The organism is Pseudarthrobacter raffinosi, assembly GCF_023913735.1.
GTDB classification, from domain to species: Bacteria; Actinomycetota; Actinomycetes; order Actinomycetales; family Micrococcaceae; genus Arthrobacter; species Arthrobacter raffinosi.
This window is the reverse complement of record NZ_JAMXBH010000004.1, coordinates 152,650-170,151: the sequence shown is the minus strand read 5'-3', so window position 1 is coordinate 170,151 and position 17,502 is coordinate 152,650. Positions and strand designations below refer to the sequence as shown.

The window sequence follows — 17,502 nt, the reverse complement described above, 5'->3', positions numbered from 1 at the left end:
GGTTACTTGGCGGCCGGGATCAGGGACTCGATGAGTCCTTCGATGCGCGTCTTGATCTCGTCACGGATGGGGCGGACAGACTCCACGCCCTGTCCGGCCGGGTCTTCCAGGACCCAGTCCTCGTAGCGCTTGCCGGGGAAGTAGGGGCATTCGTCGCCGCAGCCCATGGTGATCACGACGTCGGACTCCTTCACGGCCTCGGTGGTGAGGACCTTGGGGATCTCTGCAGACATGTCGATGCCCAGTTCGGCCATGGCCTCGACGGCGGCCGGGTTGACCTTGTCCGCAGGCTGGGAACCGGCGGAACGCACCTCAATCCCGCCCCTGGAGAGGGTGGTCAGGAAGGCAGCGGCCATCTGGGAACGGCCGGCATTGTGGACGCAGACAAAAAGGACGGAAGGCTTCTTGGCGGTTTCGGTGCTCACGTGTTTCTCCTGGAATCAGTTGCGTGTGGATCAGTTTTGATGAGGTCGTCGTGTCCGCACCACCCACACCGGCTAGACATTGATATGCGTCGATGTATGCAGTATCGAACAATATATTGATGGTTGTCAATATTTACGGGCGTAGACTATCAGGCAGCATGCAGTCGGGGCGCGAGGCCGGAAACGCGGTGGAAGATGTCAGTGAAGGCGCCCTCGAAAGCATCCTCCGTGTTTAGGCGCAGTGGATCCGGAACAGACCAGTGGATCCCTCCCAGGTTGAGGATTTCCTCGTGGGCGTTGTCGCATACGGTCACGACGAAGTCATCATCGTGCGCCACTTCATCGAGCCGGCGCGGGGGAAGGTCCGCGAGAGCAACGCCGTGGCGACTCGCGACATCAATGGCACCCAGGGCGATGCGGTCCGCCGGATGGGTGCCCGCCGAAGTCGAGGGGATGTCGCTGACCTGATTCCAGAGTGCGACGGCCAGCTGGGACCTGGCGCTGTTGCGCGTGCAGACGAAGAGGACACGGCGGGCGCCGTGTTCGCGGCCGGGGGCCAATCCCTCCAACGCCCCTGCGGCCAGCCGGATGTAGCTGCGGCGCTTGTCCGCCTCCGAACGGTGGCGTGTCGCCAGGCCCGCGGCTTCCAGTGTGCGCAGGTGGTGCGACAGCAGGTTCGACGGCATCCCGAGCTCGGCCTGCAGCTCCGTAGGGGAAAAATCCCCCAGGGTCAGCAGGTCCACGATACGCAGCCGCGCGGGATCCGCCAGGGCCGCATGCTTGGCGACCCGCGCGCGGAAAACTTCAACTGGGTCAATGTTCATTGATTCAATTTTGACTGAGTAAATATCTTGAGTCAAGCTGTTGGTATGACTTCTCAACAACCGCCGTTGTGGCGCCGCGCCTTCGCCGAACTACTCGGTTCCAGTTTGCTCGTCATGATCGTCGTTGGCTCGGGGATCATGGCACAGCAGCTCTCCCCCAGCGACATCGGCCTGCAGCTGCTGCAGAACAGCACCGCCACGGTTCTGGGTCTGACGGTGCTGATCCTCGTCTTCGGCCCGATCAGCGGCGCGCATTTCAACCCCGTGGTCTCGCTCGTGGACTGGGTCCTCGGCCGGCGCAGCGGAACCGGATTGACACTTCCGGACCTGGGCACATATGTAGTTGCCCAAACCGTCGGTGCAATCAGCGGCAGCGTGGTGGCCAACGCCATGTTCGAGGTGGGCACTTCCATCTCGGTGAAGGACCGCGCCACCACCGGGCAGCTGCTGGGCGAAGTTGTCGCCACCGCAGGGCTCGTCCTGCTGATCTTCACCCTGGCGGCCACAAACCGGGGCACCCTCGCAGCTCCGGCCGTGGGCGCCTACATTGGAGCCGCCTACTGGTTTACGTCCTCAACGTCGTTCGCCAACCCCGCCGTGACGGTCGGCCGCATCTTCAGTGACACCTTCGCCGGCATCGCACCCGCTTCAGTTCCCGGCTTTGTGGTGGCGCAACTGCTCGGGGCGGCCGTAGGCTTGGGGCTCCTACTCGCCCTTTTCCCCTCCGTGGCGCGCAACGCGGACGACGTCGTTCTTCCGCACGCCACGGAAAAGACCAGCTCCTAAGACTTCGTCGACCGGTCCGACGGCGGGCAAGCCTCCGGAGCGTAGCCACTTCCGGGTCGAGCCGCGGGATTAATACATTGATGATGGTCAATATTCGGGCATAATGGGTACATGAACTTGCTGCCCGTAATCGATCAGGCCACGGATGACGCCTGCTGCATCCCGGCAGGTCCGCCCGCATTGGGGGCCGAGGAGGCGAAGCAGAAAGCCCTGGTCTTCAAGGCGCTGGCCGATCCGAACCGGCTGCGGCTGCTTTCCATCGTCAAGGCCGAATCCTCGGGCGAGTCCTGCGTGTGCGACCTGACCGACCCCCTGGACCTGGGCCAGCCAACGGTTTCCCACCACCTGAAAATTTTGGTGGAGGCAGGGCTGCTGCACCGCGAAAAGCGTGGCACGTGGGCCTACTACTCTCTCGTCCCCGGAGCCCTCGACGACGCCGCCGGCATCCTGGCCAATTTATGACCTACCCGGTGGCCTTGCAGAACATGGAGCAGTCCGACTGGCCGGCCATCCGACGGATTTACCAGCAAGGTATCGACACCGGGCAGGCCACCTTCGAAACCAAGCCCCTGACTGGGACTCCTTCGACCAGTCCAAGCTGCCCGGCCACCGCCATGTCGCAGTATCCAGCGAGGTGAGGTCCTCGGCTGGGCCGCGGTTTCGCCCGCCTCCTCCCGGCCGGCCTATGCAGGAGTAGTGGAACACTCCATCTTCACCATCGTCGGGCGCAGAAACCGCATCGCCCGAATGCCACACGGCCCTCGCGCCGGCCAGTGGCGGGACACCCTCCTGATCGAGCGCCACTCCCCCGCCATCTGATCGGAGGACGAAAGCCAGCCAAAGGCCGCCATGCGCAGGCAATGCCATGATGGCCTGAATCTCCGCTTTGAGTACACGATTGCGTGAATACACACTTGGATGTACTTTGGCTATATGGAATCCCTCGTACACGCCCCAGTGCTGGCCCGGTTCGGCTACGCGGTCTCCGACCCTACCCGGGCCCGGATTCTGCTGGCATTGGAGGATGCGCCCGGATACCCGTCGGACCTGGCCGATTCGTTGGGTGTCTCACGGCAGAGCATGTCCAATCACCTGACATGCCTGCGGGGCTGCGGCCTGGTGGTGGCTGTCCCGGACGGCCGGCGGACCCGGTACGAGCTCGCCGACGCCCGGTTGGGCCACGCGATAAGAGATCTGCTGGGTGTCGTGCTGGCCGTGGATCCTGCCTGCTGTGCCCCAGACGGGACGTGCTTGGTGTGACCACCACAATTCAAAGTGCGCCTACGGCCAGCCGCCGCGTTGTCCTGAGCCGCCGCATCCGCCTGTTCGCGGCCGCGACGATCACCTACAACGTCGTTGAGGCCGTCGTCGCGCTATGGGCGGGCAACCTGGCCGACTCCTCGGCCCTCGTGGGCTTCGGACTTGATTCGGTGATCGAGGTCGCTTCCGCGGTCGCGCTGTCCTGGCAGTTTTCCGCGACGGACCCCGAACGGCGCGAGCACATCACCCTGCGGATCATCGCGATGTCCTTCTTTGCCCTTGCATTGTTCGTCTCCGTGGACTCGGTCAGGGCCCTATCCGGAGGCGGCCAGGCACAGCATTCCACTCCGGGCATCGTGATCGCTGCCCTGAGTCTGGCCATCATGCCTGTCCTGTCCTGGCTTCAACGCCGCGCGGGCCGTGAACTTGGCTCCCGCACGGCGGTCGCAGATTCGAAACAGACCCTGCTGTGCACATATCTATCCGCAGTTCTTTTGGTGGGCCTGGTTCTCAACAGCACACTGGGATGGTGGTGGGCAGACGCCGGCGCGGCGCTGGTCATCGCCGGGATCGCCACTCGCGAAGGCCTCAACGCCTGGAAAGGGGACGTCTGCTGCGCCGTCCCCGAGCCGGGCACCCGCAGCAAGAAAGTCACCGGTCCGGCCGATTTGGGCGAACCGGCACCTCTGAACGCGGTTGTTGTGCAAAGTGATACTTCCGGCTGCCGTGAGGGCTGCGGAACCAGTTCTGAACCGCCTACCAGCCGCTCCGAACCCGCTGGGCAGGGCCATGCCTAGAGCCTGCCCGCCTGCAGCGACCGGAATAGGATCGGCCACAGACGACACAAACCCTGATCAGCACTACCGCGATAGGCGAACCGGAGAACGACAACGTGAGAATAGAACTCCTCCACATCGATGACTGCCCGAACATGGCCCCTGCACTCAAGCAGGTGGAAGCCGCCTTGGTCGCTTTGGGGCGCCAAGACATCCGCGTCCGTTTGCGGCACATCAAGACTCCGGCAGATACGCTCGGGACGGCTTTTGCCGGTTCGCCGACGATCACGGCAGACGGGGCCGACATCTTCCCCGACAGGGCACCGGCCAGCGACCTCGCATGCCGGATCTACCCCACGCCAGATGGTCTTGCCGGCGTTCCAACCGTCGATCAGATGACGGAAGCTCTGACGAACCATGGCCTCTGACACTTACCATCAGTGTTCCTGCTGTGGCCGGACAATGAAGCGCGAGAAGCTCCATGCCCTCGGTGCCGAACCCGCCTACATTTGCCGGAGATGCGGGCTCCGGGTCGCCTTGCGCCCTCGCCCTAAGGCCAAGCCACATACTTGACATCGTCCCACGTCGAAGCGAGAGGCGCCGACGGCGTCGCTGTCCGGCGCTCCCTGGAAAGGCCCGCTCCTAGGACTTCATCTCAGGGGAGGGTGCCGCCCCGCGCCGCAATCCACAGTCCGTACCAGTCGGCCCGGGTCATGGCCTCCGCCACGCGGGCGGCGTCCGCGCAGGCGGCGATTCTCGCCGGATTCACGGTCCCGATCACGGGTGCAATGCCGGCCGGATGCTTCATCAGCCACCCCAGGAGGACGGCCTCCCCCGTGGTGCCGTACTGACTCACAAGCTCCGCAACCATCGCGGCCGCGGCAGTCTCCGCCGCCGTCGGGTTTTCCGGAGCTGCCCCCGTGTACAACCCCTGCGCCAGCGCACCGTAAGCCTGCACGGTAACGCCGTTTTCGCTGCAGTACTCCAGGGTCCCGTGCGGGAAGCTGTAGTCCAGCGACTCCGGATGGTTCACCAGGACCTGGCTTTCCAGCCAGGCCCGCTTCAGCAGGCTCATCTCCAGCTGGTTGGCCACCACGGGCACCTCCAGCCGCTCCTGCAACGCCTTGATCTGCGCGCCGGACATGTTGGACACCCCAAGCGCCCGAACCTTGCCGTCGGCCAGGAGTTGCCCGACGGCGGCCGCCACCTCCGCCAGGTCCGTCAGGGGATCCGGGCGGTGCAGCAGGAGGACGTCCACGTAGTCCGTCTGCAGCCTCTTCAGGCTGCCGTCCACGCGTTCCAGGATGGATTCCCGGCTGAGGTCATAGTGTGTGGCCAGCCCGCGTTCGCGGAGCCGGATGCCGCACTTGGTCTGCAGCCGGATCCGGTCACGCAGGCCGGGCGTTGCCGCGAGGACCTCGCCGAACACCGACTCGGACTTGCCGCCGCGGTAGATGTCCGCGTGATCGAACAGCGTAATGCCGGCGTCCAGCGCGGCCTCGACGGCGGCGGCGGCCTCGTCCACATGCTGCACCTGATGCGGTTCGTCGGTCCAGCTGCCGCCCAGGCCCATGCAGCCGTATATGAGTTCCTGCGCGGGGGATGGAACGGTGTGTTGGGTCATTGCTTCACTCTTTCATGAGCCGTGGCAGACGCACAGGTGGCGGGACCCGGCCGGGTCCCGCCACCTGTCGATCTTGGGTTATGTCAGCGCAGCCAGACGGTGCTGTTGGCGCCCAGTTTGCCGTCCACCAGCGGTGCGCTGCTGACCAGGACGGTCCCTGCCGGCAGGTCGACGGCGGTGTCCCCGAAGTTGGTAACGGACTGCCAGCTACCGGGGCGGCGGAAGTGCAGGACCTCCGGGTTGCCGGTCTCCACCCACTCCAGCTCCTCGCCGGCCTGCAGTTCGCGGCGCAGCTTCAGGGCCGTGCGGTACAGCTCCAGGGTGGAGTTTTCGGTGCCGTCCTGCGCCTCCACCGCATACTTGCTGAACCAGTCCGGCTGCGGCAGGTGCGCACCGCCGTCGCCAAAGCCGAAGGAGGTCCCTTCAACCTTCCAGGGCAGTGGCACCCGGCAGCCGTCACGGCCCACCTCAACGCCCCTGTTCCGGAAGAACGCGGGATCCTGGCGCTCGGAGTCCGGAATCTCCGCCACTTCCTGCAGGCCCAGTTCCTCGCCCTGGTACAGGTAGGCCGAGCCGGGCACAGCGAGCATCAGCAGGGTGGCGGCGCGGGCACGTCGCTCGCCAAGGTCCACGTCGAGTTCCTCCTTGGGGCCGCCGGCCAGCAGCCAGCCCTTCCCGTCCTGGCCCTTGGCGTGCTTCTTGCCCTTGGACGCCTTGGGCAGGCCATAGCGCGTGGCATGCCGGACGACGTCGTGGTTGGAGAAAACCCAGGTGGAGGACGCGCCGGTCGCGGCGGCTTCGGCGAGGTTGCGGGTGATGATTTCGCGGAAATCCTCGGCATCGAAGTCGGCCTGCAGCAGGTCGAAGTTGAAGGCCTGGCCCAGGCCCTCCGGGCTGGCGTAGCGGGCACGGCGGGTAGCGTGCACCCACGCTTCGGCGACGGCGGTGCGGGGCGGGTTGTATTCGTTGAAGACTTCGCGCCATTCGAGGTAGATGTCGTGGACGTCGTCCCGGTCCCAGAAGGGGTGCGAACCGTCGTCGAACCCGTCCGTCCCCGAGTTGGCCTCGGTCAGCTCCAGCTTGGAGAGCAGCGGCTCGGTGAGATCCTTGGTGAGGGCATGGGCCACGTCCACGCGGAAGCCGTCGACGCCGCGGTCGGACCAGAAGCGCAGGGTCTTGAGGAAGTCATCGCGGACCTCCCGGCTGGACCAGTTCAGATCCGGCTGCTCCTTGGCAAAGATGTGCATGTACCACTGGCCGGGGGTGCCGTCCGGCTCGGTGATGCGTTCCCAAGCCGGTCCGCCGAAGACGGAGTCCCAGTCCGACGGCGGGAATTCGCCGTTGGGTCCTTTGCCGTCACGGAAGATGTATCGCTCACGCGCGGCGGAACCCTTCGGCGCGGCGAGCGCCTCCTTGAACCATTCGTGCCGGTTCGAGGAGTGGTTGGGGACGATGTCGGCGATCAGCTTGATGCCGGCGGCGTGCAGCGCCTTGGCCATCTCGTCGAAGTCCGCCAGCGTGCCCAGCTTGGGGTCCACGTCGCGGTAGTCGTCCACATCGTAGCCGCCGTCGGCCAGGGCCGACGGGTAGAACGGGCTGAGCCAAACGGCGTCGATCCCCAGTACCTTCAGGTACGGGACCTTGGCCGTGATGCCCTTGATGTCACCCATGCCGTCACCGTTTGAATCGGCGAAGCTGCGCGGATAGATCTGGTAGACCGCGGCCTGGCGCCACCAGTTGGGATCGGCCAGACGGTCGGAATCGGACAGGGTTGCCAGCGTGGCAGTGGTGGACAAAGGATGATCCTTTTCTCTTGTTTGGGTTGTTCTTGCTGGGTGGATAAGTCTGGCTATTTAACGGCCCCGCGCATGACTCCGGACAGTACCCAACGTTGGGCCAGGATGTAAACCACCAGTGTGGGTGCCATGGCCATCAGGTAGGACGCGAACGCGAGGCTGTAGTTGGTGTTGAACTCGCCCTGGAACAGCATTTGGACCACGGGGAGGGTCTGCAGGGCCGGGTCGGCGATCATCATCTGCGGCAGCAGGAAGTCGTTCCACGAACCCAGGAAGGCGAAGATGCCTACTGTGGCGTTCATGGGAGCCAGCAGCGGGAAGATGATCTTGCGGAACACCTGCCAGGTGGTGGCGCCGTCCATCCGGGCCGATTCCTCCAGCTCCACCGGGATGGAGCGGACGAACGCGATGTACAGCAGCGCGTTGAACGAGATTCCGCCCAGCACGTGCAGGAAGACGACGCCGGCCGGGTTGTCCAGGCCGAGCAATGCCGTCTGCTTGATCAGCGGAAGGATGATCACCGGGAACGGAATGAACATCGCGGACAGAAGGTACACAAAGGCGCCGCGGAAGAATCGGTGGTTCCAGTTCCGCGCGATGGCGTAGGCAACCAGCGAGCTGCAGGCCAGTGAGCCCAGGACGCTGAAGACGGTGACGAATGCCGTGGACATAAAGGCCCGGGGGAAGTTCGTGGCCACGTAGGCGGCTGCGAAGTTCTCCCAGTTCAGCGGGTTCGGCCAGGCAAGCCCGGTCCCGGTGCCGATCTGGTCCGGTGTTTTCAGCGCCATGGCCACGGTGAAGTACAGCGGCAGCAGGACAGTCAGCGAGGCCACCAGCATCAGGGCGGTGAGCCACCAGTTGATCTTGAAGCCTTCGCGGCCGGAGACTCGTTTTGTGAGGACGCGGGCGCTGCGCTGTGGAAGTTGTGATGCGGTCATTAGAGAGATACCCCCCGGCGCTGGATGAGGCGCAGCTGGATGACGGAGATCAGCAAAGTGATCAGGAAGTAGATGACCGCATTGGCCATCTGGTAGGAATAGTCGCCACCCGTGAAGCCGGAGAAGATGCGCATGGCCACTGACTGCGTCGCCATGCCAGGTCCGCCGCCGGTGAGGCCCACGATGATCTCGTAGGTCCCCAGGAATCCCTTGAACCCGAGGATCACGTTGATGACGAGATAACCGAGGATGAGTGGCAGCGTAAGGCTAAGGAACTGCCGGAAACTGCCGGCACCGTCCACGTCCGCGGCTTCGTAGACCTCCGCTGGCACGCTCTGGAGCCCGGCGAGGTAGATGATGGTGGCTCCGGGCGCGGCCTGCCACACGGTGACCAGCACAATGGCCAGCCAGGCGAGGTTTTCGTTGGCCAGGATGCTGGTGGCAAGCGGCGTTAAGCCGAACCGTTCAGCGAGCACCGGCAGGGTGTTGGAGAACAGGTAGTTGAAGACAAACGACACCACCAGGGCTGAGAGCACCATGGGGATGAAGAACACGGTCCGGATGCCGGTTCGCCACTTGATTTTCGCATTCAGTCCAAGGGCGATCGCCAGGGCCACGATATTGACCACCACGGTGGTGGTCAGGGCAAAGACGAACGTGAAGATGTAGGACTGCAGGATTGCCGGGTCCCTGAAGATGTTGACGTAGTTGGACAGGCCGATGAACTTCCAGTCACCGTAGCCTGCGTAGTTGGTAAGGCTGAAGAACACACCAACCAGCGCTGGCAGGGTGATGAAGAAGGCGAAGAGTGCGAGGACCGGCACCACCATCCAGTAGTACGTGGGGTCGATCCGTCGTGGGGACCGTCGCACGTTGGTCTCGGCCGGGCCCTCCGGGCTGGGGCCGGCCTTCGCCACGGTGGACGTCGTTGTCATGGGGACTCCTGGAATCGTGGTGGGCATCAGACCGCCGTCCGTTCGGCGACTCGGCGCCATTCGTCGTCGAGCGCGGCGAGGAACTGGTCGCCGTTTTTGCTGTAGACAAAAGACTGGATGTAGTTGTGCAGCGGCACCGACGGCGGGAAGTAGGTGCCGGCGCCCTGGTAGTAGCGGGCTTTTCTGACCGATTCGTCCAGTCCGCTGATCTGCGGGTTGGTCACCGGCGGGGCGTCCTTGAGCGGCGAGAAGGCGGCGTTCTTTTCGTTGTACGTGTTCACCACTGACGGTTCCAGCAAGTAAGCGACGAAACGCCGGGCCGCAGCCATGTTGGGGGTGTTCCTGGTGATGGACAGTGCCATGTCCACGTTCACCCGTGCCTTGGTTTCCTCCGGGTTGTTCGTTACGGGCAGGGGGAATGTACCCACCCTGATGTCCTTGTTGGCGGAAACCAGCTGCGACAGGGCCCAGGGTCCTTGGAGGTACATGGCGGCCTGTCCTTTGGCGAAGGCAGCATTTCCGTCCGCGTAATTCTTGCTGCTGGCGCCATTCTGGGAATAGGAAACGAGCTGGAGCATCTGGCGCAGCGCGGGCCCGAAGTTGGTGGTGAAGGATTCGGCGGCTCCCGCGCTAATATCGGCACCCTTGCCATTGATCCTGGTGAAAAATTCCGCCGTGTCCAGCGAACCGCCGGAGACGTAGTCGAACATGCCCTGTGCCAGGGTCCAGGAGTCTTTGAACGTTCCGTAAATCGGCGTGATACCGGCCGCCTTGAAGGTTTCACAGGCTGCCACGAATTCGTCCCAGGTGGTGGGGACGGCTACGCCATTGGCGTCGAAGATGTCCCGGTTGTAGATGACGCCGGCCGCAGCCAAGGAGAACGGCAGGGCGCTGACCTCGTTGCCGTTGTACTGGCCCCAAGAGCTGATGAGCTCCTGCATCTCAGGATCAATGGTCGACGCTGCGGGGAGGTCGCTGAGGTCGGCGAAGATGCCCTTCTTCACGAAGTCGGCAGTTGCCTTCGCGAAGCCTCGGGTCACTACGTCCGGCGGATCGTTCCGGACCAGGCCGGGGACGAAGTTGCCCTCGTTGAAGTCCTGGATCACCCGGATATCAGGATTGAGCGCCTCGAAGTCCTTGATGACCTGGTCGAAGTAGTTCACCACCTCCGGCTTGTTCTGCATGAAGCGGAGTGTGGTGACACCGTTCTGCTGGCCTGCGTGGCCGGCACAGCCGGAGAGCGGAATGAGGGCTGCCGCCCCGGCCAGACCGGCTACCCGGAAGAGGGAGCGCCTGCTGGGCAGCGTTGCCGGAACAGCGGCTTTCACAGGGCGGAGCCTGACGTACGGGAGTGACGGGGCCGCGGCTTGGGCGGGGGTGGGCAATGCTTCGGGATGCGGTTCATGGTTGCTCCTTTGCAAAGGCTGGGTGAAGGGCTGGGATGCCAGTGGTCGGCGGCCGTCCGGCCCACATAGCCTGGAGAGTATTTATTTGGAATCTAAATTTAGTTCCTCAAGTATTATGTGGTGCAGAGCACAGAGAGGTCAACGCCCATGACTGAAATATCCGTGGCAACGCCCCAATTACTACGTCGAGTGAGTGCCGGAGCCGTCCTTGACTTCATGCGCGCCTCAGAAGCGGTGACTGTCACCGAGGTCTTGGAGGCCACCGGACTCACGCGGGCCACGGCCATTGCGGTATGCGAGGACCTCATGCAGCGGGGCTGGATACGCGAGCTGGAGAACCAGCGGGCATTCGGTGGCTACCAGAAGGGCAGGCCGGCGCGGCGGTTCGAGCTCAACGAACGCGCCGGCTACGTCCTGGGCATGGACGTGGGTGTCTCCAAGGCCACCGTGGTGGTGTCCGACCTTCGCGGAAAGGCCCTCGGCAGGTCCAGCCAACCCTTCGCGGAAGCAGACATCCCGGCCGAGGAACGCATCGCCGTCATTGACCGCACCGCCATGATGGCACTGCACAGCGTGGGCGCTTCGCCGGATTCCGTCCTGGCCGTCTGCGCCGGCATTGCGGCGCCAGTGGACCGTAACGGCGAGGTGCTGGTGACGCAGCACTTCTGGGGACTGTTCGACGTCGGCCTGAAGGCTGCGCTGCGGGACCGGCGGGGCTGGACCGTACTGCTGGAAAACGATGCGAACCTGGCCGCCCTGGGCGACCGCTGGCGCGGCGCCGCTGCCGGCGTGGACGACGTCGTGGTCATCCTCGCGAGTGAGCGCTTCGGCTCGGGAATGATCGACGGCGGACGGCTGCTGCACGGCCGGGGCGGAGGCGCCGGCGAGCTCGCCTTCCTCGACATGGTGGAGGGTGTGGGAGATACCTACGGCATCGCCGCATTGGCAAGGACGTGGGCGGCTGACGCCCTTGCCGGCAAGGTCAAAACATCCCTCCGGGAGTTTGCCGCCGAAGGAGTCGAGGCGGAGCAGGTCTTCGCGGCTGCCGCCGACGGAGATGCCGTGGCGCGGGCGATCCTCGAACGGCTCGCCGACAGGATGGCCAGGATCATCGGGGCTGTGTCCACCATCATCAACCCGGAACTGGTGGTCATCGGCGGCGCCGTGGCCAAGTCTGCCGGCGTGCTGCTTGGGCCGATCGCCAGGCACCTGACCAAGTACACCGTCACTCCCCCGCGGGTGGCGGTCTCGCCCTTGGGAGATTCAATCGTGACCGTCGGCGCCGTACGATGCGCCCTCGACTACGTGGAAAAGAACACCCTGGACCTGGAGCTCGCGGTTCCGGACTAAGCTGCGTGCTCCAACGGCGCGAAGGGACACTTGAGGCCCCGGACCCGCATCGGTTCCAGGGCCTCAACTGTCCCTTCGCGCTGTGTTATTCCAGCGTCGCGGCCGGTCCCTCTCGGCTACGGCTGCGGCTCCAGGGCGGCGGCAATCGGGAGTGTGCCGTCACGGAATTCGATGGTCCTCCCCGCCGTTTCGGGCAGGTCAAGCACCGCGGCGGCCACACTGGCCGTGTTGCTGCGGGAGGTTGCCCGGCTGTCGTCCGTTCCGGGGTCCACTTCGATGAGCCCTGTCCCCGGCTGGTCCGTCAGCGTCCCCGGACCCAGGATGGTCCAGGCCAGTGCGGTGCCGCGCAGGTACTCATCCGCCGCCGCCTTGGCGTCCGCGTAGGCAAAGAAGCTGTTCTCCGCCGGGACGCCGTGGTCCGGCCCCGCGCCCAGGTAGGACACCATCACATAACGCCCGACGCCGGCCTCCGCCGCCGCGTCCATCGACCGGATGGCCGCGTCCCGGTCCACCGCATACGTGCGTTCCGGGCTTCCTCCCCCGGCCCCGGCAGACCAGACCACGGCGTCATGGCCCCTGAGGGCGTCGGCGATTGCCGCCGTCGTCGAATTCTCAACGTCCAGGACCGACGGCGTAGCGCCGGTAGCCGCGACATCCGCCGCATGGTCCGGGTTGCGGATGATGGATGTGACGCTGTGACCTTCGGTTGTAAGAAGCGTGGACAGGTGGAGGGCCACTTTGCCGTGGCCGCCGATGATAACGATGCTGGTCATGCCCCCATTCTGCCCCTTATGCCCGTGTGCGGTAGCGGAGGTAGACCACGCCGTTTCCAAAGGTGTGCTCTTCGAGGAGTTCCAGCCGCAGGCCCAGCCCGTCCGGCAGGAAGCGCAGGCCTCCTCCCACGGCTACCGGATTGAGGAACACGCGGCATTCGTCCACCAGCCCGGCGTTGAGCGCCGCAGCGGCCAAGGTGGGGCCGCTGATGCTGATGTGCGCGTCCGTGGCGTTCTTGAGGCCCCGGACGGCGTCGGGAACAAAGGTCCGCTCGATCCTGGTCTTAGCCGTGGATGCGGCGGTGAGAGTGGCGGAGTAGACAACCTTGTCTGCCCCTTGCCAGATCCGCGCGAAGTCCCGGATGTAGTCCGGCTGATCGGGGGTATCGAAGGTTTCCCACGCAGACATGACCTGGTACATGCGGCGGCCGAAAAGGTAGGTGCCCACATCGCGTTCGAGATCATTGACGAACGTATGGACTTCCTCGTCCGGCTCGCTCCAGCTGAAGTTGCCGTTGCGGTCCGCGACGTAGCCGTCCAGGGACACGATGCCTGAGTAGATGAGCCGGCCCATCCGCCCATTGTGCCGCCGTCGGCAGCGGATGGGTAGGCTGTAGCGGCCGCGGGGTGCCTGCCCTGCGGTGAGGGGTGAGGTTTCAGCGCTTCGGGCGGCCGTTAGCGTCGAAACCTCACCCCTCATTTGATGGTGAACTGTTGCGCCATGGTCCAGAGGTTGGTGGTGGTCCAGTAGATCAGGACGCCGATCGGGAAGAGGACGCCGCCCACACCGAAGACGAGCGGCAGAATGTACATGATCACCTTCTGCTGGCGCGCGAGGGGATTATCTGCGGCTTCGTCAGGCACGGTCCGGGCCACGATGCGTCGTTGCGTGATGAACTGCGCGGCCGTCATGGCCAGGATCATCAGGCTGGTCAGTACTGCGACCGCCGCGGGGTCGCCACCACTGCCGTGCAGCACGGACGCTGACAGCGGGGCGCCGAAAATACTTGATTCGTCGAACTGCACAGCCTGTTCGTGGGTCATCGCTCCGATGCCGTGGGCTTCCCTGGCTGCGGCTGGAATGCCGGAGAGTACCTGGAAGAGCGCGAAGAAGAACGGCACCTGGATGAGCATCGGCAGGCAGGCGGACAGAGGGTTGGTCCCGTGTTCCTTGTAGAGGGCCATCTGTTCCTGCGCCATGGCCTGCCGAGACAGCTGATCGCTCTTGCCCTTGTACTTTTCCTGCAGCCTCTTCAGGTCCGGCTGCAGGAGCCGCATCCGGCGCTGGGCGCTGACCTGCCGCAGGAACACCGGAATCAGGGCGGCACGGATGATCAGCACGAGGCCGATGATGGACACAGTCCACGTCCAGCCGCTTGCCGCAGGCATGCGCATGGTGCTCAGGACGTCATGGATTCCGACCATGATGGCGGACACAATCCAATTGAACGGACCCATGATTGCTCCGAAGAAGTCCACTGATATCCCCATCGCCACGTGCAGCAAAGCTACGGCGAAAAGGAGCGCTTGTCACGGCTTCGCACCGCCGCAAACACACCGTCGTGCGGGGAAACAGAAAAACCCCCGGAATCTCGGGGATTCCGGGGCTTAGCCTGTAGCGGTGGGGAGGCTCGATCTCCCGACCTCACGATTATGAGTCGTGCGCTCTAACCAACTGAGCTACACCGCCACGAATGAGAAAAACCTGCACCAAGCCGGTCAAAAACCGCCTTGACACAGGCCCTCATCCAGAGCCCCCCACCGGAATCGATCCGGTGACCTCGTTCTTACCAAGAACGCGCTCTACCACTGAGCTAGGGGGGCAACGAGTAAATACTCTACCGGAAGATTTGGCCACCAACAAATCGGCTCCAGAACGACGCCCGCGGCGCCAAAAGTGCCGGAAATCCGGGCTTTCGGCGCCCTCCGGACGGCCCATAAATCGGCCCGGGGAGGGATCCCGGCGGGGATGTGACCAAGCCAACTTAAGCAGCAACCTTAAAGCAGAACGGGCCGGCAAGAAGCCGGCCCGTTCCCAGTTCACTTTAGGAAGCAGTGGTTACCACTTGTTGCGGGGCTTGAAGCCGCCTTCGGTGCGCGGCTTGCGTGCCGCGTCGGTGCCCACGCTGCGCTCGTTGCGGTCGCTGAAGGAGCGGCCGCCGCGGTCAGCGGAGCTACGCTCGCCGTCGGTCTTGCGGAATTCCTTCTTGAACCCGCCGTTGCCCTTGAAGTTGCCGCCACGGTCCCCGCCACCGGCGCCACCGCCGGAGTAACCGCCACGGTCCCCGCCACCGGCGCCACCGCCGGAGTAACCGCCGCGGTCGCCGCCGCCACGGTTGCCCTGGTAGCCGCCACGCTCGCCGCCACGGCTACCCTGGTAGCCGCCACGCTCGCCGTCACCGGAGGGCTTGCGGCCGTTGTCCAGCTCGAGGTGGATCAGCTCGCCGCCGATCCGGGTGCGGGACAGTGCCTTCAGCTGGTCGGCGCTAAGGTCCGCCGGGAGCTCCACGAGGGAGTGGTCCGCACGGATGTCGATGCCGCCGATGTTGGCCGAGGAGATGCCGCCTTCGTTGGCAATGGCGCCAACGATGGAACCCGGCATGACGCGCTGGCGGCGTCCGACGGCGATCCGGTAGGTGGCATTGCCCTCAGTGAGGGTACGGGTGGGGCCACGTGAGCCGAAGCCGTCCTTGGAGCGCTCGCGCTTCTGGAAATCGGGAGCTGCGGCCAGTTCCTTGACGAGCAGAGGCTGACCGCCCTGGGCCATCACGGCCAGCGCAGCAGCGATCTCCGAGGCCGGCACGTTGTGCTCTTCCTCGTAGGAGGAGATGAGGTCGCGGAACGCGGCAACGTCCTCGGACTCGAGGGTCTCCGTGATGCGCTCGGCGAACTTGCCCAGGCGCAGCGTGTTGACGGTCTCGGCCGTGGGCAGGTGCATCTGCTCCACCGGCTGACGGGTTGCCTTCTCGATGGAACGCAGCAGGTACTTCTCGCGCGGCGTCATGAACAGGATGGCGTCGCCGGAACGGCCTGCACGGCCGGTGCGGCCGATGCGGTGGACGTAGGACTCGGTGTCGTGCGGGATGTCGTAGTTGACCACGTGGCTGATGCGCTCAACGTCAAGGCCACGGGCCGCAACGTCTGTGGCCACCAGGATATCGATGCGGCCTTCCTTCAGCGCCTCGACAGTGCGTTCGCGCTGCTGCTGCGGGATGTCGCCGTTGATGGCTGCAGCCTGGAAGCCGCGGGCCTTCAGCTTGTCAGCCAGGTCCTCTGTGGCCATCTTGGTGCGCACGAAGGCGATGACGCCGTCGAACTCTTCAACCTCGAGGATGCGGGTCAGGGCGTCAAGCTTGTGCGGGCCCATAACCTGCAGGTACCGCTGGCGGGTGTTGGCGCCGGTGGTGGTCTTGGACTTGACCGAAATCTCGGCCGGGTTGTTCAGGTATTGCTTGGACATGCGGCGGATCTGGCTCGGCATGGTGGCCGAGAACAGTGCCACCTGGCGGTCCGACGGGGTCTGCTGGAAGATCTGCTCCACGTCTTCGGCGAAGCCCATGCGCAGCATTTCGTCGGCCTCGTCCAGCACCAGGTACTGGAGCTCGGACAGGTCCAGGGAACCCTTGGAGATGTGGTCGATCACACGGCCGGGAGTACCAACAACAACCTGGGCACCGCGGCGCAGGCCAGCGAGCTGGGGGCCGTAGGCGGAGCCGCCGTAGACGGGGAGGACGGTGAAGTCATCGATGTGCTTGGCGTACGAGGTGAAGGCCTCGGCAACCTGGAGCGCCAGCTCGCGGGTCGGGGCCAGAACCAGGGCCTGGGTCTTGCGGGACGGGCCGTTGAGGTCGTGGAGCTCGGCCAGGCGGGACAATGCCGGTACTGCGAATGCTGCAGTCTTACCGGTGCCGGTCTGGGCGAGGCCCACGACGTCGCGGCCTTCAAGCAGCAGCGGGATGGTTGCTGCCTGGATGGGGGAAGGCTTTTCGTAGCCGACGTCCATCAGGGCGGCGAGGACGCGGCCGTCGATGCCGAGATCGGCGAACTTGACGCCCTCGTCTTCGGTTTCCTCAGCCTTGGCGGGTGCTTCTTCGGTCTTAGCTTCCTCAGCCTTAGCTACGGGAGCTTCTTCAAACTTGGCAGCAGGCGCCTCGGTCTGAGCAGCAGGCGCCTCGGTCTGAGCGGCAGGCGCTTCTTCAACCTTGGCAGGGGCTTCTTCAGCGCGAGCAACGGGCGCTTCAGCTTCGGTGGCGGCGGGCTCTGCTGCGGGGGCAACGGCCTCGGTGAACTCGACAGCGACGGTTTCGGCAGTTACTGCTTCGGCGGTGATAGCTGTCTCGTCGTTGGTCTGATTTTCAGGCATAGGGAAATTTCCTCATCCATAGGGGGCCAGGCGGCACAACCCGAGGTGAGCGGAGCCGCAGTACATGTGCCGTGGGTGCCGGGCATACATTGACCGGCCGGTCACTTAGAAGTCCGGCGCTTTCGCAATCCCGTGGCAGGACTTCCCGCTGCATCTCTTGGCTGCTATCCCAGCAGTCTGTACAGCGTTTTCTTTAGCCGGCTCTCCCTATGAAAATGCCCGCATCACAATAGCGGGCCCCAACAC

The 17,502-nt window shown here is 64.6% G+C and carries 18 protein-coding genes and 2 tRNA genes; 7 read left to right on the top strand and 13 right to left on the bottom strand.

What is annotated here, in order from left to right; all coding sequences use genetic code 11:
- Window positions 1-2: 2 nt before the first annotated feature.
- Together NG698_RS05285 and NG698_RS05280 are read right to left on the bottom strand one after the other, a co-directional pair.
- Complete coding sequence (locus NG698_RS05285; RefSeq protein WP_252569627.1) at window positions 3-425, bottom strand: arsenate reductase ArsC; 423 nt, start codon at window positions 423-425, stop codon at window positions 3-5.
- Window positions 426-574: 149 nt separating this feature from the next.
- Window positions 575-1,249, bottom strand: coding sequence for an arsenate reductase/protein-tyrosine-phosphatase family protein (locus tag NG698_RS05280; protein WP_252608533.1), 675 nt, complete (start codon window positions 1,247-1,249; stop codon window positions 575-577).
- 45 nt (window positions 1,250-1,294) lie between these two features.
- Here NG698_RS05280 and NG698_RS05275 point away from each other — a divergent pair, with 45 nt between their 5' ends.
- The 6 genes from NG698_RS05275 (at window position 1,295) to NG698_RS05250 (ending at window position 4,499) form a co-directional block, all read left to right on the top strand.
- On the top strand, window positions 1,295-2,035 hold the full coding sequence (locus tag NG698_RS05275; protein WP_252569630.1) for an aquaporin: 741 nt from the start codon (window positions 1,295-1,297) through the stop codon (window positions 2,033-2,035).
- A gap of 111 nt (window positions 2,036-2,146) precedes the next feature.
- Window positions 2,147-2,497 (top strand): ArsR/SmtB family transcription factor, encoded by a 351-nt coding sequence (locus NG698_RS05270; protein WP_252576205.1) that lies wholly within the window; start codon window positions 2,147-2,149, stop codon window positions 2,495-2,497.
- A 234-nt stretch (window positions 2,498-2,731) separates the two neighbouring features.
- Window positions 2,732-2,854 carry a hypothetical protein gene (locus NG698_RS21920; protein WP_374208712.1) on the top strand — a complete coding sequence of 41 codons (123 nt, stop codon included), beginning with the start codon at window positions 2,732-2,734 and terminating at the stop codon, window positions 2,852-2,854.
- Between the two features lie 114 nt (window positions 2,855-2,968).
- Window positions 2,969-3,295, top strand: coding sequence for an ArsR/SmtB family transcription factor (locus NG698_RS05260; protein ID WP_252608524.1), 327 nt, complete (start codon window positions 2,969-2,971; stop codon window positions 3,293-3,295).
- On the top strand, window positions 3,292-4,092 hold the full coding sequence (locus tag NG698_RS05255) for a cation diffusion facilitator family transporter (RefSeq protein WP_374210080.1): 801 nt from the start codon (window positions 3,292-3,294) through the stop codon (window positions 4,090-4,092). Before NG698_RS05260 ends, NG698_RS05255 begins: the two co-directional genes overlap by 4 nt.
- Window positions 4,093-4,187: 95 nt before the next feature.
- On the top strand, window positions 4,188-4,499 hold the full coding sequence (locus NG698_RS05250; protein WP_252598457.1) for a thioredoxin family protein: 312 nt from the start codon (window positions 4,188-4,190) through the stop codon (window positions 4,497-4,499).
- Window positions 4,500-4,726: 227 nt separating this feature from the next.
- On the opposite strand, the gene NG698_RS05245 is transcribed toward NG698_RS05250, so the two are convergent.
- The 5 genes from NG698_RS05245 to NG698_RS05225 form a co-directional block, all read right to left on the bottom strand.
- Window positions 4,727-5,695: an aldo/keto reductase gene (locus NG698_RS05245; protein WP_252608519.1), complete on the bottom strand. Its 969-nt coding sequence runs from the start codon at window positions 5,693-5,695 to the stop codon at window positions 4,727-4,729.
- A gap of 83 nt (window positions 5,696-5,778) precedes the next feature.
- The gene (locus NG698_RS05240; protein ID WP_252608516.1) at window positions 5,779-7,491 is read right to left on the bottom strand and encodes a glycoside hydrolase family 13 protein; all 1,713 of its coding nucleotides are present in this window, start codon (window positions 7,489-7,491) and stop codon (window positions 5,779-5,781) included.
- A gap of 53 nt (window positions 7,492-7,544) precedes the next feature.
- Window positions 7,545-8,429, bottom strand: a complete 885-nt coding sequence (locus tag NG698_RS05235) for a carbohydrate ABC transporter permease (protein WP_252608514.1) — start codon at window positions 8,427-8,429, stop codon at window positions 7,545-7,547.
- Complete coding sequence (locus NG698_RS05230; RefSeq protein ID WP_305884346.1) at window positions 8,429-9,364, bottom strand: carbohydrate ABC transporter permease; 936 nt, start codon at window positions 9,362-9,364, stop codon at window positions 8,429-8,431. Before NG698_RS05230 ends, NG698_RS05235 begins: the two co-directional genes overlap by 1 nt.
- A 26-nt stretch (window positions 9,365-9,390) precedes the next feature.
- Window positions 9,391-10,692 (bottom strand): ABC transporter substrate-binding protein, encoded by a 1,302-nt coding sequence (locus NG698_RS05225; protein WP_252608511.1) that lies wholly within the window; start codon window positions 10,690-10,692, stop codon window positions 9,391-9,393.
- A gap of 225 nt (window positions 10,693-10,917) precedes the next feature.
- On the opposite strand from NG698_RS05225, the gene NG698_RS05220 reads away from it, so the two are divergent.
- The gene (locus NG698_RS05220; RefSeq protein WP_252608509.1) at window positions 10,918-12,120 is read left to right on the top strand and encodes an ROK family transcriptional regulator; all 1,203 of its coding nucleotides are present in this window, start codon (window positions 10,918-10,920) and stop codon (window positions 12,118-12,120) included.
- 116 nt (window positions 12,121-12,236) lie between these two features.
- On the opposite strand, the gene NG698_RS05215 is transcribed toward NG698_RS05220, so the two are convergent.
- The 6 genes from NG698_RS05215 to NG698_RS05190 form a co-directional block, all read right to left on the bottom strand.
- Window positions 12,237-12,893, bottom strand: coding sequence for an SDR family oxidoreductase (locus NG698_RS05215; RefSeq protein ID WP_252598462.1), 657 nt, complete (start codon window positions 12,891-12,893; stop codon window positions 12,237-12,239).
- Between the two features lie 16 nt (window positions 12,894-12,909).
- Entirely contained in the window at window positions 12,910-13,467 is a 558-nt protein-coding gene (locus NG698_RS05210) for a dihydrofolate reductase family protein (RefSeq protein ID WP_252598463.1), read from the bottom strand.
- A gap of 122 nt (window positions 13,468-13,589) precedes the next feature.
- Window positions 13,590-14,384 (bottom strand): membrane protein insertase YidC, encoded by a 795-nt coding sequence (gene yidC, locus NG698_RS05205; protein ID WP_256470822.1) that lies wholly within the window; start codon window positions 14,382-14,384, stop codon window positions 13,590-13,592.
- Between the two features lie 125 nt (window positions 14,385-14,509).
- A tRNA-Met gene (locus tag NG698_RS05200) sits at window positions 14,510-14,583 on the bottom strand.
- Between the two features lie 62 nt (window positions 14,584-14,645).
- Window positions 14,646-14,717: transfer RNA gene (locus NG698_RS05195), tRNA-Thr, on the bottom strand.
- A 235-nt stretch (window positions 14,718-14,952) separates the two neighbouring features.
- Entirely contained in the window at window positions 14,953-17,256 is a 2,304-nt protein-coding gene (locus NG698_RS05190) for a DEAD/DEAH box helicase (protein ID WP_252608507.1), read from the bottom strand.
- Window positions 17,257-17,502 lie beyond the last annotated feature (246 nt).

Bases quoted from the DNA above. Each gene is read 5' to 3' on its own strand.
- NG698_RS05280 (WP_252608533.1), bottom strand. From the start codon at position 1,249: ATGAACATTGACCCAGTTGAAGTTTTCCGCGCGCGGGTCGCCAAGCAT.
- NG698_RS05275 (WP_252569630.1), top strand. From the start codon at position 1,295: ATGACTTCTCAACAACCGCCGTTGTGGCGCCGCGCCTTCGCCGAACTA.
- NG698_RS05270 (WP_252576205.1), top strand. From the start codon at position 2,147: ATGAACTTGCTGCCCGTAATCGATCAGGCCACGGATGACGCCTGCTGC.
- NG698_RS05260 (WP_252608524.1), top strand. From the start codon at position 2,969: ATGGAATCCCTCGTACACGCCCCAGTGCTGGCCCGGTTCGGCTACGCG.
- NG698_RS05245 (WP_252608519.1), bottom strand. From the start codon at position 5,695: ATGACCCAACACACCGTTCCATCCCCCGCGCAGGAACTCATATACGGC.
- NG698_RS05235 (WP_252608514.1), bottom strand. From the start codon at position 8,429: ATGACCGCATCACAACTTCCACAGCGCAGCGCCCGCGTCCTCACAAAA.
- NG698_RS05230 (WP_305884346.1), bottom strand. From the start codon at position 9,364: ATGACAACGACGTCCACCGTGGCGAAGGCCGGCCCCAGCCCGGAGGGC.
- NG698_RS05220 (WP_252608509.1), top strand. From the start codon at position 10,918: ATGACTGAAATATCCGTGGCAACGCCCCAATTACTACGTCGAGTGAGT.
- NG698_RS05215 (WP_252598462.1), bottom strand. From the start codon at position 12,893: ATGACCAGCATCGTTATCATCGGCGGCCACGGCAAAGTGGCCCTCCAC.
- NG698_RS05210 (WP_252598463.1), bottom strand. From the start codon at position 13,467: ATGGGCCGGCTCATCTACTCAGGCATCGTGTCCCTGGACGGCTACGTC.
- yidC (WP_256470822.1), bottom strand. From the start codon at position 14,384: ATGGGGATATCAGTGGACTTCTTCGGAGCAATCATGGGTCCGTTCAAT.
- NG698_RS05190 (WP_252608507.1), bottom strand. From the start codon at position 17,256: ATGCCTGAAAATCAGACCAACGACGAGACAGCTATCACCGCCGAAGCA.